We start from the raw sequence: 15,265 nt of genomic DNA on the forward strand, positions 1-15,265 counted from the left end.
ACCCGAAAAGGAAAAAATCTTCCATTCACCTCATGTAAAAAGGCGAAAAACAACGATAAGGATGATTCGATTGAATATAGTAACAGCTGAACAAATAAGCAAAAGTTACGGAGAAAAAGTGCTTTTTGATAACATTTCCTTTTATATTACGGAGCAACAGCGTATCGGCTTAATTGGTGTTAATGGCACAGGGAAATCAACATTACTCCAAATATTAGCAGGAATTGAACATGCTGATAAGGGAGAAATCATTACCTCCAACCATTTCAAGGTTGAGTACTTACCACAGAACCCACAGTTTGACAGTGAATCAAGCGTGTTGGAACAGGTGTTTTATGGTGACAGTCCCTTAATGCAAGCCATGAGAAATTATGAAGTGGCGTTAGATGAGCTTCAGCTTGAACCTGAAAATACAGCGAAACAGAACAACTTGATAAAAGCGCAGCAACAGATGGATGCGACTGATGCGTGGGATGCAAGTACAATGGCTAAGCAGATTTTGACTAAGCTGGGTATAACGCAATTCTCTCAAAAAGTAGGAGAGCTATCTGGTGGACAGCGCAAACGAGTAGCAATGGCGCGAGCACTAATTCAACCTGCTGATCTACTTATTCTAGATGAGCCTACTAACCATATTGATAATGAAACAGTGGAATGGCTGGAAGGGTTTCTAACTTCTTGGAAAGGCGCGCTTTTGTTAGTAACGCATGATCGATATTTTCTTGATCGGGTTACAAACCGGATTTTTGAACTGGATAAAGGAAACCTTTACAGCTATGAAGGGAATTATGCGTCATTTTTAGAAAAAAAAGCTGCGCGTGAAGAGAATGAAGCAGCACAAGAGGATAAGCGTCAAAACCTTCTGCGAAGAGAGTTGGCGTGGTTAAGACGTGGAGCCAAAGCACGAACGACAAAACAAAAAGCACGTGTACAACGAGCGGAAGAGCTGAGAGATAAAAAAGTAGTAAGAGACGCAGATAAATTGGATATCGCTCTTGGTGCAAGTCGTTTGGGCAAAAAGGTAATTGAAATGGAACACGTCAGTAAATCTTTTGGAGAACGCCAATTAATTAACGATTTCACATATATTGTTGTACCTTCTGATCGCATAGGAATTATTGGTCCAAACGGTAGCGGGAAATCCACACTACTTAATATGTTGGCGGGCAGATTGCAACCAGATGAAGGGCTGATTGCGACAGGAGAAACAGTTAAGGTTGCTTTTTATACACAGGAACATGTAGAAATGAACGAGAATATACGCGTAATCGAATACATTAAAGAGGTGGCAGAGCAGATAAAAACAGTTGATGGCTTTACCTTATCTGCCTCGCAGATGCTAGAAAGATTCTTGTTTACACCTGACCAGCAATGGACATTTATTTCCAAGCTCTCTGGTGGTGAACGACGCAGACTATACCTGCTTCGTACCTTGATGGGCGAACCAAACGTTCTATTTTTGGATGAGCCAACTAATGATCTGGATATTCAGACTCTTAGCATTCTTGAAGACTATCTAGAAAGCTTCCCTGGTGCTGTTATTACCGTATCCCATGATCGATATTTCCTAGATCGTACAGTTGAGCATCTATTTGCTTTTGAAGGTGGAGGCAAGATCAGACACTACATGGGCAATTACACAGATTATCTGGATGATCGCAAATTGGAAAAACAAGCAGAACAACGAGCAGAGAAAGCAAGAGAAGAAGAGCGAAAGAAAGAGCAAGCAAGTTCTCAGGATAATCGTGGTAACAAGCGAACCAAAAAGTTATCTTATAAAGACCAACGAGATTGGGATGAGCTGGAAGACAAAATCGCTGCGTGGGAACAACAGCTGGAAGAAATAAAAACAGCCATTGTCCAAGCAGGTAGTAATTTTGAACGTGTCCAAGAATTGTTTGAGATTGAACAGGCGATAACGCTTCAATTAGATCAGGGATTGGAACGTTGGACCGAGCTTTCACTACTGATAGAAGAGATTGAAGCAGCAAACAAAGAAAAATAATCATGTAAAGGGGCCAATGGTTGGCTCCTTTTTCTGTGAAAAACGTCTCGACGTTTTTCATTAAATTGGATGTGACCGCTTGCGGTCCAACAAAACGGTCATGACCGTCTTGTTTCCATCAAGTATCAAGGATAATTTGTAAATAAGTACGGTTTCCTCTAATGGTGTATTACATGCATTTGATCAGCGTGGAGAAAAACTCTGGGAGTATAACTTGAAACATAACTTTTATTTATACACTAGTAATTGGATTTAATGGAACAATCTATCTCACAACCACTAACGGTCTTTGTGTAGCAATTGGTCAATAATTATTTGGAAAACAACAAGGAAGGAACCGCCTTGCCAGAGCGGTTCCTTCCTTGTTGTTTACGCTAATTTGATTCATTCATTTCAGATATGGTTATGTATGAAATAAGTTTAAAATTGTAAGAAAATCGATTGTTTGGTAATAACTACTTGCTATAGAAGTTTGACCCTTAAAAGTAAAAATGATAGCATGGGCTACTGTATAAGATAAAACTTATTTTGAAACAGGAAAGGAGAAAAACAGATGACAGCGACACAAAAAAGGATTGCAATGGCAGGTGCAATCGTATTAATTGGGATTGCAGCATTTTTCTTCTTCTACATGAAGGAAGGACAATTGCCTTTTACTGCTCAAGGTCCGATGGCTCCCTTATTCCTAAATGACTTGAATGCAACACAAATTGCAGAAGTAGAAGAGTTTCTTCAAAAGAAAGATGTAAAGTATGAATTACAGGAACATCAAGTGTTAGTTCCTGAAACAGAAGTTCTTGACACGCAAGTAGAATTAGGTAAAGCTGGTATTCCATCTTCTTCACGTTAAATAGTAGATCATATCAAAACGAGTGACTTCTTACGAGGAGTTGCTCTTTTTTTTGCAAGAACATAAATTCCACTAGGAAAATTGCTCACTGTTTTGTATGATAGGAAAAAAATATGCGTAAGAATAACTGTATAATGGGAATAAACAAGTAAGAAATATATTAAAGTATATATGAAATAATGACAGTATGAATGGGCAAACAAATATCTCAGTAAAAATATGTTGGCAAAGGTGAGAATATGAATACCTATTGTACGTTTGTAGCAGAGGTACATCAATGTAAGGATGATTTGGTTTTCTTTACTCTTTATCATCAAATGATTCCCAATCAACATCTGGTTTTAATGAAACGGGACGTCATTTTGCCAGCTACTTACTTTTTGTTTCTAGTGGAAAAAGACGTGTTACAAGTATCATCAGGAGGGAAACATGTTCCTGTAAAGCTGGATGTGGGTGACACTCTTGAAACAAGTACAGTTGCAGTGGGAATGAATATCAAATCGCTAGGAATTTCCGTTATGTTTGACATGTGTTTTTCCCCGCAAACTTATAAATTGTGGCAGAAAATGGATGCTGTAATTGAAGATATTTCATTACCTGCTGATTTGTTTGAAGATTATGTGTATCGATTAGGAGCATTGAGTAGATTTAGGCATCTTGGCAGAATAGATGATCCACTTCTTGCTATCAAAATTGGTGAAAACGACATGATTGAATTCAAGCGAGATTTTTTGCACTCAAAGCATACCATCATTAAGTCAATCGTTGCTTTTGCAAATAGTAACAATGGCAATTTGTTTCTAGGAATCAGTGATGATTGTAGCATTATTGGAGTGAACGAGGAGCTAGAACATTACGGAGACCAGGACAAATACTTATTGGCGATTACACAATACATACATGATAAAACAACTCCAATATTGAATCCGTTCCCAAAAATTACGTTAAAACAGGTTGGAGACAAGTATGTTGTTGTTATTTTTGTAGAAGTAGGAAATGAATTAATCTGTGGTAAAGATAAAAGCGGTGAAAAATATGTATCAATCCGTACCAATAATCGCTCCTTCATTGTAAAAGATCCGCATCAGATTGGTGAGATTTATGTACAACGCAGATTAGGTAGCGATATAAGTCGACGACTCGGATTACTGTAACGGTACATAAAAGGGATCAGAAACGAAAGGGGAGCATGCACATGATGAAAAAATGGCATGTTTACTTTGTATCAGTTATGTGGACCTGTTTCGCCGCAACAGGTTGCCAAGCACCACTTGAGGAACAAAGTATTAAACAAGAGATGAATATGACAGATAGGCTCCAGTATGTTGATAGAGTTTCCATATTAACTACCAGTGGACAAGAAATTCAAATTGATCCGATGCGCTTTCATCAGCTTGTATTGGAAGGAAACTATAGAAAGCTATCCCCAACGCCGGAAAAATTATCTGAGGAAGAGATATTTTATCGATTAATCGCCTACGTTCCACAGGAAGCCCCAGTGGTTATGGAAGTGGGGCCAACTGGCTTTACATATGCGAATCAAACGTTTAGAGGAAGCGATGCAGAGGAGTTTTATCAACAGACTAAGGTGCAATTAGGGAATGCATTACTTCCGGATAATCCACCTATGTCTTTAGAAATGAAAGCAAACGATTTACCTGGACGTCCCTTCGCTAATTTACAAGGAAATAAACTGGATGAAGCATGGGATACACTATCTCAGATTACATATACGAATGATGAATTCCGAGGGTTGTATCCATTATATCCTTCTTATCAGATCAGCTTCAGGCATAGAGATGGGCAGATACAGTTTCAGGTTCTTAATCCTGGGTTGCTTAAGTGCATATTAGGAAAAGAGACATTATATTATCAAGCTTCTGATGAATTATATCCGTTTATTGAAGACTTGTTGCCTGTTAAAATGGATAGTAACAAGTGGCAAGCCTTATATGAAGCAGATGAATTAAAAGTTGTTCAGGTTGTAAATAAGTCAGAAGAAAAGGATAGTATATTGAAGGCGGACAACCAAAAAGACAAAAGTTCTATGCATCAGGTTGTTCGATTGCTACAAGGTTCATATTCTCAAACTGAAGTAACAGAACAGGGACCTTCTTACCTGCGGTTACTTATTATAGAACAAGAAAATGTACACGAAGTGAAAGTTTGGAAGGACTATTTTGAGTGGAATGGACAGATTTTTCGACATGTAAAGCTACAGGAAAAATTGGAAGTGTTGTTATTTTCATAAGATCAAAATAGTGAAAATATGCTTTCTTATTAGCTTCCTGATGTTTTGGTTCAGTTTTTTCTAACAAAAAAATACTTAGTATATAAATGAGAGCATATCATTTAAGTGACAATTGCAGAATGTTGTCGTAAAATGAATACGTCACAAGATTGTGACGGTTTTCAAAACAATGCCAGACCCTTCTTGTGGGCTGGTTTTTGGGCTGGCTATCATTAATCTTTTGCTCGTTATTATTGATTCAAACTGCCATAGGAGGTTGCAGAATGAACATTCATGAGTATCAAGGGAAAGAGATACTAAAGAAATACGGGGTAAAGGTACCGGAAGGCCGCGTTGCTTTTACTGTAGAAGAGGCTGTTAAAGCAGCAGAAGAGCTAGGAACAAAAGTAGTTGTTGTTAAAGCTCAAATCCATGCAGGTGGACGTGGTAAAGCTGGTGGGGTTAAAGTAGCGAAAAACATGGACGAAGTGCGTACATACGCAACTGATATCCTGGGTAAAGTACTTGTTACTCATCAGACTGGTCCAGAAGGAAAAGAAGTAAAACGCTTACTTATTGAACAAGGCTGCGACATCAAAAAGGAATACTACATTGGTGTTGTTGTAGACCGCGCTACGGATCGCGTCGTTTTGATGGGTTCTGAAGAAGGCGGAATGGACATTGAGGAAGTAGCTGAAAAGACTCCAGAAAAAATCTTCAAAGAAGTAGTAGATCCATTGGTAGGATTAACTCCTTTCCAAGCACGTCGTTTGGCGTATTCTATCAAAATCCCTAATGAATTGGTAAACAAAGCTGCCAAATTCATGATGAGCTTGTACCAAGCATTTGTGGACAAGGATTGCTCAATCGCTGAGATCAACCCTCTTGTTGTAACAGGTGATGGTGAAGTAATGGCTCTTGATGCGAAGTTGAACTTCGACAGCAATGCGCTATATCGTCATAAAGATATTTTAGAATTGCGTGACTTGGATGAAGAGGATGAAAAAGAGATCGAAGCTTCCAAATTTGATCTTTCCTACATCGCTCTTGATGGTAACATCGGATGCATGGTTAACGGAGCAGGTCTAGCCATGGCAACAATGGACATTATCAAATTCTACGGTGGAGATCCTGCCAACTTCCTAGATGTAGGGGGCGGAGCTACTGAGGAGAAAGTAACTGAAGCATTCAAGATTATCCTGTCTGATGAAAAGGTTAAAGGAATCTTTATCAATATCTTTGGTGGAATCATGAAGTGTGATATCATTGCCAGCGGTGTAGTTGCGGCTGCTAAACAAGTTAAGTTGGACAAACCACTAGTTGTACGCCTTGAGGGTACAAACGTTGATCTGGGTAAGAAAATTCTAAAAGAATCAGGTCTTGATATCGTAGCAGCAGATTCAATGGCGGATGGCGCTGAAAAGATCGTTGCTCTCGTAAAATAGTAGATTCGTTAGAGAGAAGCAAGAAGACGACAAAAAGGTGGGAATTATACGCGATGAGTATTTTGATTAATAAAAATACGAAGGTCATTACGCAAGGGATTACAGGCGCGACAGGTTTATTCCATACCCGCGGCGCTGTAGAATATGGTACGAACATGGTAGGCGGTGTTACACCAGGTAAGGGTGGCACAGAAGTAGACGGCATCCCTATTTTCAATACAGTTGTAGAAGCTGTAGAAAAAACAGGTGCTAACGTTTCTGTTGTATATGTACCACCAGCTTTTGCTGCTGATTCTATTATGGAGGCAGTAGATGCAGGACTGGATTTGGTTATTTGTATCACAGAAGGTATCCCGGTTCTAGACATGGTAAAAGTGAAGCGCTACATGGAAGGTAAAAAGACTCGTCTGATCGGTCCTAACTGCCCAGGCGTTATCACTCCAGGTGAATGCAAAATAGGTATTATGCCTGGCTACATTCATTTACCAGGAAAAGTGGGTATCGTATCCCGCTCTGGTACCCTGACATATGAAGCAGTACACCAAACTTCTACTCGTGGCATCGGTCAATCTACTGCTGTAGGTATTGGTGGAGACCCTGTTAACGGTACGAACTTTATCGAAGTTCTTCAATTGTTCAACGAAGATCCTAATACAGAAGCAGTAATTATGATCGGGGAAATCGGTGGTACAGCAGAAGAAGAAGCGGCTGAGTGGATCAAAGCGAACATGAAAAAACCTGTAGTAGGATTCATTGGTGGTCAAACAGCACCTCCAGGAAAACGTATGGGACATGCTGGTGCAATCATCTCAGGCGGAAAGGGTACAGCTGCTGAAAAGATTGCCAAACTGGAAGAGTGTGGTGTTCGCGTAGCAAAAACCCCAGCAGTTATTGGAGAAACGTTAGTAGAATTGCTAAAAGAAAAAGGTATGCTAGAAAGCGTACTCTCGAAATAGTAAAGCCTTACTCTCTTAGCTAGCCAACAGGTGGGAATCTTTCTTTCTTCGAACAGAGGAGAGAAATCATGCTCACGGGTTGGCTAGTATTTTTTGTGCCTCCCATCTGTCTCTTTTTATAATGAAGAAACAAGGTGGAAGGAGTGAAGAGAAAAATGGGTAAGCGCTTACAAGAAAGAGATTATTTGTACTCATTAGTAAAAATCCCGGGAATAGGTCGTAAAAGTATCTGGAAGATATACGAGCAATTTGGAAGTTTTGAGACGCCATTTAAGCATGGGAGAATTGAATGGGCAACAGAGAAAAAAAGCAGAGTGATTCCAATAGATGAAGAGCAGGTGTGGAACGATAAGCAAGAGGCAGAGGAGCGGGGGGTCAGTTTTTTTACGCTTTGGGATGACGTGTATCCTTCCTATTTGCGTGAGATACCTGATCCGCCGTTACTTCTATTCTACAAGGGAAACTTATCGTGTTTGCAAAATCCCTCGATAAGTGTCGTAGGATCGCGAATTCCATCGACCTATGGAAAAAATGCCTGTCAGGTACTTACTGGAAAATTGGCAAGCATGGGGATGACGATCGTTTCTGGATTTGCCAAAGGAATTGATACAGAAGCTCACCGTGCAGCTTTAAAAACAGAAGGAAGTACAATTGGAGTGTTTGGATCGGGGCTTGATCAGATTTATCCAGCTGAAAATAGGTTATTATATAGCCATATCCAAGAAAATGGACTTCTGCTTTCGGAATATGTACCATCCACTTTACCACGTCCTGGTTTTTTTCCTGAACGAAACCGCATTATCAGTGGATTAAGTTGGGCGACTCTCGTGATTGAAGCCGCAATAAAAAGTGGATCATTAATCACAGCACAGTTTGCTTTAGAGCAAGGCAGAGACGTATTTGCTGTTCCAGGTTCGATTTTTTCCATAAAAAGCGAAGGTACGAATAACCTGATTAAAGAAGGGGCAAAACTAGTAGTTTCGATAGAAGATATTCTGGAGGAACTTCCCGTCTATATGCGAAGTGTACTGAAAAAAAGTGAAGAGGGACATGCTGTTACTCTCTCATTGGAAGAGAAATGTCTCTTTGATCTGTTCAGTGATGAATCCATGCACTTTGATGAATTATATCGACTAATGCCTGAAAAATGGAAAAAGGAACTGCCTATACTATTGCTTCAATTGATGGGAAAAGATATAATTGTGACCCTGCCAGGGAACTTATATGAACGAAAGCAAAGTGTAAGTGGAAATAAATAGCAGTTTGACAAATGAAATTGCATATTGAATAATAGGGGAGATTCAGATTGTTGGGGGGAGGAATAGAATGGCTGACACTCTTGTTATCGTCGAGTCCCCGACGAAAGCAAAGACGATAGGAAAATATTTAGGCAGCAAATATACCGTGAAAGCTTCGATGGGCCATGTTCGTGATCTCCCAAAGAGTCAAATGGGAGTAAATGTTGAGGACCATTTTGAACCTAAATACATAACCATTCGTGGTAAAGGTGACATTTTAAAAGGATTAAAAGATGCAGCAAAAAAAGCTAAAATTGTGTACCTCGCAGCTGACCCGGATCGCGAAGGGGAAGCAATTGCGTGGCACTTAGCACAATATTTAAATCTAGATCTATCTAAACCGATTCGTGTCGTTTTTAATGAGATAACGAAAGATGCCATCAAGGATGCTTTTAAGCACCCGAGGCATATTAATATGGATTTAGTACATGCACAACAGGCTAGAAGGATTTTGGATCGACTTGTAGGCTATAATATCAGTCCAATCCTTTGGAAGAAAGTACGTAAGGGGCTTTCTGCTGGTCGCGTACAATCCGTTACGGTAAAATTGATTATCGATCGGGAAAAAGAAATTTCTGCATTTATCCCGGAAGAGTATTGGTCGATCACAACAACACTTCTCTCAGGAAAAAAACCACTGGAAGCTCGTTTTTATGGTATTAATAACGAGAAAGTGGAAATAAACTCAGAAGAAGAAGTGCAAAAGATTTTGCGAAAAATCAAGAAAGACGAATACCGAGTAGCAAAGGTGCAAAAGCGGGAACGGAAAAGAAACCCTGCCCCTGCTTTTATTACTAGCTCCATGCAACAGGAAGCTGCAAGAAAGCTCAACTTCCGTACTTCAAAAACGATGATGATCGCTCAGCAGCTTTATGAGGGTATCGATCTAGGTAAAAAAGAAGGTACTGTAGGTTTGATTACTTACATGCGTACAGATTCTACACGTGTCTCTCAAACAGCTCAGTTAGAAACGAAAGATTATATCAATGAGCAATTCGGTGATGCATTTCTAATGAAGGAAGAAAGAGTTCCTGTCAAAAAAGAGAACACACAAGATGCTCACGAAGCCATTCGCCCAACATCTATCTTGCGCACTCCTGATTCGTTGAAAGATAACCTGAGCAGAGATCAACTACGCCTTTATCGCCTGATTTGGGAGCGATTCCTTGCTAGCCAAATGGCATCTGCCATACTGGATACAATGAGCGTAGATATTGATAATAATGGAGTGGCCTTCCGTGCCAGTGGTTCAAAAGTGAAATTCCCTGGCTTTATGAAAGTGTATGTGGAAGGTAACGATGAGAACAAGAATGACGACGATAAACTATTACCACCGTTAGAAGAAGGTCAAGTACTGACGGAAGAGTCGATGGAACCAAAGCAACACTTCACACAACCACCGCCTCGTTATACAGAGGCTAGAATGCTAAAGACGCTGGAGGAAAATGGGATTGGACGTCCATCTACATACTCTCCAACTCTTGAGACGATTCAAAAACGCGGGTATGTAGCTTTGGAAGAAAAACGATTTGTACCTACAGAATTGGGTGAAATCGTAATTTCGTTAGTCGAGGAATTCTTCCCGGAGATTTTGGATGTAGAATTTACATCTGGAATGGAAGGCAATTTGGATAAGGTAGAAGATGGAATTGCTGACTGGGTTAATATCCTGGACTCCTTCTATGGCGGTTTTGCTGAAAGAGTAAAAGTTGCCGAAGAAGAAATGAAGGAAGTAGAGTTGAAACCTGAATACTCTGATGAACTCTGTGAAGAGTGTGGAAAACCACTCGTTTACAAACTGGGTCGATTCGGCAAATTCCTTGCTTGTTCCGGATTCCCAGAATGTCGTGTCACCAAGCCGATTGTGAAACATATTGGAGTAGAATGTCCGCTATGTAAGGAAGGACAAATTGTAGAACGTAAGAGTAAGAAAAACCGAATTTTTTACGGATGCACCAATTATCCAACATGTGAATTCTTATCGTGGGATAAGCCAATTGCCAGACCTTGTCCTAAGTGTTCACATATGTTAGTGGAGAAAAAACGTAAAAAACAAGGTGTTAATATCGTATGTAGCAATTGTGATTATGAGGAAGAAGGCGATACCTGATTCTCGGGTCCTTCCCTTCTCCTCTTTATTCCGTAAAAATAGTGAGGAGTTCACCATGACACAACCATTCGTTACAGTGGTAGGAGCAGGGCTTGCTGGCAGTGAAGCTGCCTGGCAAATCGCCAATTCAGGTGTAGCTGTCAAATTGTATGAAATGAGACCTGTAAAACAGACCCCTGCCCATCATACTGATAAATTCGCTGAACTAGTATGCAGTAACTCATTGCGTGCCAATTCGCTGACAAATGCAGTTGGGGTTTTAAAAGAAGAAATGCGACGGTTTAATTCCATTATCATGAAAGGCGCAGACGCATGCCAGGTTCCTGCAGGTGGTGCACTAGCAGTTGACCGTCATGAATTTGCTGATCATGTAACGAGTGCTGTTCGTAATCATCCGTTAATTGAAATTGTTAACGATGAGATTACCGAGATCCCGGATGGAATTGTCGTAATCGCTACAGGTCCTTTAACTTCCCCAGATCTTTCAGCGAAATTGAAAGAACTTACGGGAGAAGAATATCTATATTTTTATGATGCAGCTGCACCAATCATCGAAAAAGAATCGATTGACATGGAAAAAGTATTTGTAGCATCCCGCTATGATAAGGGAGAAGCTGCTTATTTGAACTGCCCAATGAATGAGGAAGAGTTCACACGTTTTTATGATGCACTCACAACTGCTGAGACTGTTCCCGTGAAGGAATTCGAGAAGGAAGTATTTTTTGAAGGCTGCATGCCGATAGAGGTTATGGCGTCACGCGGAAAACAGACAATGCTATATGGACCATTAAAACCAGTTGGGTTAACTGATCCTCGCACGGGTGAACAACCACATGCGGTCATTCAGCTTCGTCAGGATAACAGTGCAGCCACTTTATATAATATCGTTGGATTCCAGACACATTTAAAATGGCCAGAACAAAAAAGAGTGTTTCAGTTGATTCCAGGTTTGGAGAACTGTGAGATTGTTCGTTACGGTGTCATGCATCGCAATACGTTTATTAATTCTCCTAGATTATTGAGCCCAACCTATCAGTATCGTGACCGTGATACCCTTTTCTTTGCTGGGCAAATGACAGGTGTAGAAGGTTATGTAGAATCAGCGGCTTCTGGCTTACTAGCAGGTCTTAATGCTGCTCGTCTAGCGAAAGGTGAAGAATTACTTGTCCTTCCTCAAGAGACAGTTATGGGAAGTATGGCACATTATATAACCACAACCAGTGCGAAGCATTTTCAACCTATGAATGCCAATTTTGGTCTGCTGCCGAACTTGGATAAAAAAATACGGAATAAAAAAGAAAAAAACGAACACTTAGCTGAACGAGCATTGGATAGTATTCAGAATTTTACACATAATAGTCACAAATGAAGTTGAACCCTTTTATTGCCCTATGTTACTATATAGGTGATTTGGGAGGAGTACGTCTCAGATGGACAATTCTGTTCAACTATCCAAATGGATCACATCGTTCGTCCATTACCTGAAGGTAGAAAAGAACGCCTCTCCTTACACGCTGAAGCAATACGTAGCAGATATCAATGAATTTGTCGTATTTATGGAACAGCAACAAATCACAGAATTTGCTGCTGTTTCTTATTTACAAGGTCGTTCTTTTTTGGCATATCTGACCAAGAAGGGGTTATCACGTCGCAGTATGGGCAGGAAATTATCCAGTTTGAGGAGTTTTTACCGTTTTTTGATGAGAGAGTCCTATACGGAACAAAATCCTTTTCAAATGGTCACGACTCCGAAAGTGGAAAAAAAACTTCCGACTTTCATGTATCCACATGAAATGGAGGCATTGCTACATGTTGTTGATTTGGAAACACCATTGGGTCTTCGAGACAAATGCATTTTGGAATTACTATATGCCAGCGGAATGCGCGTTTCAGAATTGGTAACACTGAGTATAAGCGCAGTGGATCTTGAAAACGGAGTCGCATTGGTATTTGGTAAAGGTTCCAAAGAGCGTTATGTTCCACTTGGATCATATGCAGTTGCTGCTGTTAAACGCTATTTGAATGAAGGTCGATCAAGATTGTTGGCAGGACGTGAAGAGACCGAGATGCTTCTGCTCAACTATCGAGGTTACCCGTTATCCGATCGAAGCGTGCGCCGAATTGTGGATAAATATTTGCCAAAAGCTGCGCTTCATCTGGGGATATCACCCCATACTTTTCGGCATACATTTGCTACACATTTATTGAATGGTGGGGCAGATTTACGAACAGTACAGGAGCTTCTTGGTCATGTTAACATCTCCACAACGCAGATATACACACACATTACGAAAGAAAAGTTACGTGATGTTTATGATGAGGCACATCCGCGTGCAAATTTTCACAGGAGGTGAACGACTTTTGGAACAATTCCATGCGACTACGATTTTTGCTATCCAACACAATGGAGAAGCAGCTATTGCGGGAGACGGGCAGGTTACATTTGGAAATAGCATGGTGATGAAAAATGGTGCAAAAAAGGTAAGAAGGTTGTACCGTGGCGAGGTCATGGCTGGATTTGCCGGATCGGTAGCAGATGCCATCACACTGTTTGAGCTATTTGAAGGCAAGCTGGAAGAGTACCATGGTAACTTGCAGAGAGCCGCAGTTGAATTAGCAAAAGATTGGCGTTCTGATAAGGTTTTACGAAGATTGGAAGCGATGATGCTTGTATGTAATAAAAAACATCTATTGCTCATCTCAGGTAATGGAGAAATCATTGAACCGGATGATGGAATACTTGCTATTGGATCTGGCGGGAGTTTTGCACTAGCAGCAGGGCGGGCGCTCAAGAACAATGCCCCACATCTTACTGCGCGGCAAATTGCAGAAGCAAGTCTTTTGACAGCCGCAGAAATTTGCGTGTTTACCAACACTAATTTGGTAATTGAAAACATGAAAATGGAAGTGTAAGGGAGAGATGTCCTTGAATAACTGGGAGCAATTAACCCCCCGCATGATAGTAGAAAAATTGGATAAATACATTGTAGGGCAACAGCAAGCTAAACGTGCAATTGCTGTAGCACTCCGCAATAGATATAGACGAAGCAAATTGCCGGAAGGCATGAAGGATGACGTCATTCCAAAAAACATCCTGATGATTGGTCCAACTGGTGTCGGTAAAACGGAAATCGCCAGACGAATTGCTAAGCTAACCAAAGCGCCGTTTATAAAAGTTGAAGCTACGAAATATACGGAGGTTGGCTATGTAGGACGTGACGTTGAGTCCATGATTCGAGATTTGGTCGAATCTTCCATTCGCATCGTTAAAAACGAGAAGACAGAAGCAGTTAAAGAAAAAGCTGAAAAAAATGCTGAAGAGGCTATCGTTCAGCTGCTCGTTCCATCGAAGAAAGCGCAGAATAACTACAAGAATCCTTTTGAGATGCTATTTTCCAATCAACAACAGACACCACAACCAGAACCGGAAGATCAATCTCTGGAACAACAACGCAGACAAGTTTCGTGGCAACTTGCATCAGGACAACTCGAAGAGCAAATTATAGAGATAGAGGTTGAAGATCAATCGCCTACTATGTTTGATATGCTTCAAATACCTGGAGCAGAGTCTATGGGCAACCAGATGCAGGATATGCTTGGAAGCTTGATGCCAAAGCGTACAAAGAACCGCAAGCTTACCGTTAAGGAAGCACGAAAGATCCTGACTCAACAAGAAGCACAGAAATTGGTTGATATGGATGAAGTGATTCAAGAGTCAATCATGCGTGCTGAGCAATTTGGTATCGTATTTATTGATGAAATCGATAAAATTGCGGGCAAAGATAGTAGAGGACCAGATGTATCCCGAGAAGGTGTTCAAAGGGATATTTTGCCAATTGTGGAAGGTTCTACAATTATGACGAAATATGGACCTGTAAAAACAGATTACATGTTGTTTATTGCAGCAGGTGCTTTTCATGTAGCGAAACCATCTGATCTGATACCGGAATTGCAAGGTAGATTCCCAATTCGTGTGGAGTTAACCAATTTACAAATCCAGGATTTTGTACGGATTCTAACTGAACCTAAAAATGCGTTGTTAACACAATACATTGCACTTTTGGAAACGGAAGGAATTAAAATCGAGTTTAGTGAAGAAGCTATATATGAGATAGCACGATTGGCAGCAGAGGTGAATCAATCAACAGATAATATTGGAGCGCGCAGATTGCATACCATTTTGGAGAAGTTGCTTGAGGAATTATCGTTTGAAGCACCAGATATTCACTTAGGTGTGATACAAATCACTCCCCAATACGTGCATGAGAAGTTAAATAGTATTGTACAGAATCGTGACTTAAGTCAATACATTTTATAAAAAGAAAAAAATAAGAGATTGATGATCGATTTGTGAGAAGATGTCAGGAGGAA

General features: G+C 40.4%; 12 protein-coding genes. All 12 read left to right on the forward strand.

Annotated features, from left to right (window positions below):
* Positions 1–70: 70 nt before the first annotated feature.
* The 12 genes from LM917_RS08215 to hslU all read left to right on the forward strand — a co-directional run bounded on the left by LM917_RS08215 (position 71) and on the right by hslU (position 15,212).
* A complete protein-coding gene (locus LM917_RS08215) occupies positions 71–2,005 on the forward strand; it encodes an ABC transporter ATP-binding protein (protein ID WP_232697014.1) in 1,935 nt (644 codons plus the stop codon).
* 553 nt (positions 2,006–2,558) lie between these two features.
* Positions 2,559–2,855, forward strand: coding sequence for a hypothetical protein (locus tag LM917_RS08220; RefSeq protein ID WP_232697015.1), 297 nt, complete (start codon positions 2,559–2,561; stop codon positions 2,853–2,855).
* A 239-nt stretch (positions 2,856–3,094) separates the two neighbouring features.
* Positions 3,095–4,009, forward strand: a complete 915-nt coding sequence (locus LM917_RS08225) for an AlbA family DNA-binding domain-containing protein (protein WP_232697016.1) — start codon at positions 3,095–3,097, stop codon at positions 4,007–4,009.
* A 41-nt stretch (positions 4,010–4,050) separates the two neighbouring features.
* The gene (locus tag LM917_RS08230; protein ID WP_232697017.1) at positions 4,051–5,106 is read left to right on the forward strand and encodes a hypothetical protein; all 1,056 of its coding nucleotides are present in this window, start codon (positions 4,051–4,053) and stop codon (positions 5,104–5,106) included.
* A gap of 263 nt (positions 5,107–5,369) precedes the next feature.
* On the forward strand, positions 5,370–6,530 hold the full coding sequence (gene sucC / locus LM917_RS08235) for an ADP-forming succinate--CoA ligase subunit beta (protein WP_232697018.1): 1,161 nt from the start codon (positions 5,370–5,372) through the stop codon (positions 6,528–6,530).
* A gap of 53 nt (positions 6,531–6,583) precedes the next feature.
* Entirely contained in the window at positions 6,584–7,486 is a 903-nt protein-coding gene (sucD, locus tag LM917_RS08240) for a succinate--CoA ligase subunit alpha (RefSeq protein WP_232697019.1), read from the forward strand.
* Between the two features lie 155 nt (positions 7,487–7,641).
* A complete protein-coding gene (dprA, locus tag LM917_RS08245; RefSeq protein WP_232697020.1) occupies positions 7,642–8,745 on the forward strand; it encodes a DNA-processing protein DprA in 1,104 nt (367 codons plus the stop codon).
* Positions 8,746–8,812: 67 nt separating this feature from the next.
* Complete coding sequence (topA, locus tag LM917_RS08250) at positions 8,813–10,894, forward strand: type I DNA topoisomerase (protein ID WP_232697021.1); 2,082 nt, start codon at positions 8,813–8,815, stop codon at positions 10,892–10,894.
* Positions 10,895–10,949: 55 nt separating this feature from the next.
* Positions 10,950–12,263: an FADH(2)-oxidizing methylenetetrahydrofolate--tRNA-(uracil(54)-C(5))-methyltransferase TrmFO gene (gene trmFO / locus LM917_RS08255; RefSeq protein WP_232697022.1), complete on the forward strand. Its 1,314-nt coding sequence runs from the start codon at positions 10,950–10,952 to the stop codon at positions 12,261–12,263.
* Positions 12,264–12,324: 61 nt separating this feature from the next.
* Positions 12,325–13,248: a tyrosine recombinase XerC gene (gene xerC, locus LM917_RS08260; protein WP_232697023.1), complete on the forward strand. Its 924-nt coding sequence runs from the start codon at positions 12,325–12,327 to the stop codon at positions 13,246–13,248.
* 7 nt (positions 13,249–13,255) lie between these two features.
* Positions 13,256–13,807 (forward strand): ATP-dependent protease subunit HslV, encoded by a 552-nt coding sequence (hslV, locus tag LM917_RS08265; protein WP_232697024.1) that lies wholly within the window; start codon positions 13,256–13,258, stop codon positions 13,805–13,807.
* Positions 13,808–13,814: 7 nt separating this feature from the next.
* The gene (gene hslU / locus LM917_RS08270) at positions 13,815–15,212 is read left to right on the forward strand and encodes an ATP-dependent protease ATPase subunit HslU (RefSeq protein WP_232697025.1); all 1,398 of its coding nucleotides are present in this window, start codon (positions 13,815–13,817) and stop codon (positions 15,210–15,212) included.
* Positions 15,213–15,265: the final 53 nt, after the last annotated feature.

Origin of the sequence: Brevibacillus daliensis, from assembly GCF_021245735.1 — a bacterium.
GTDB lineage: Bacteria > Bacillota > Bacilli > Brevibacillales > Brevibacillaceae > Brevibacillus_B > Brevibacillus_B daliensis.

Bases quoted from the DNA above. Each gene is read 5' to 3' on its own strand.
- hslU (WP_232697025.1), top strand. From the start codon at position 13,815: ATGTCCTTGAATAACTGGGAGCAATTAACCCCCCGCATGATAGTAGAA.
- sucC (WP_232697018.1), top strand. From the start codon at position 5,370: ATGAACATTCATGAGTATCAAGGGAAAGAGATACTAAAGAAATACGGG.
- LM917_RS08220 (WP_232697015.1), top strand. From the start codon at position 2,559: ATGACAGCGACACAAAAAAGGATTGCAATGGCAGGTGCAATCGTATTA.
- LM917_RS08225 (WP_232697016.1), top strand. From the start codon at position 3,095: ATGAATACCTATTGTACGTTTGTAGCAGAGGTACATCAATGTAAGGAT.
- sucD (WP_232697019.1), top strand. From the start codon at position 6,584: ATGAGTATTTTGATTAATAAAAATACGAAGGTCATTACGCAAGGGATT.
- dprA (WP_232697020.1), top strand. From the start codon at position 7,642: ATGGGTAAGCGCTTACAAGAAAGAGATTATTTGTACTCATTAGTAAAA.
- xerC (WP_232697023.1), top strand. From the start codon at position 12,325: ATGGACAATTCTGTTCAACTATCCAAATGGATCACATCGTTCGTCCAT.
- trmFO (WP_232697022.1), top strand. From the start codon at position 10,950: ATGACACAACCATTCGTTACAGTGGTAGGAGCAGGGCTTGCTGGCAGT.
- topA (WP_232697021.1), top strand. From the start codon at position 8,813: ATGGCTGACACTCTTGTTATCGTCGAGTCCCCGACGAAAGCAAAGACG.
- LM917_RS08230 (WP_232697017.1), top strand. From the start codon at position 4,051: ATGATGAAAAAATGGCATGTTTACTTTGTATCAGTTATGTGGACCTGT.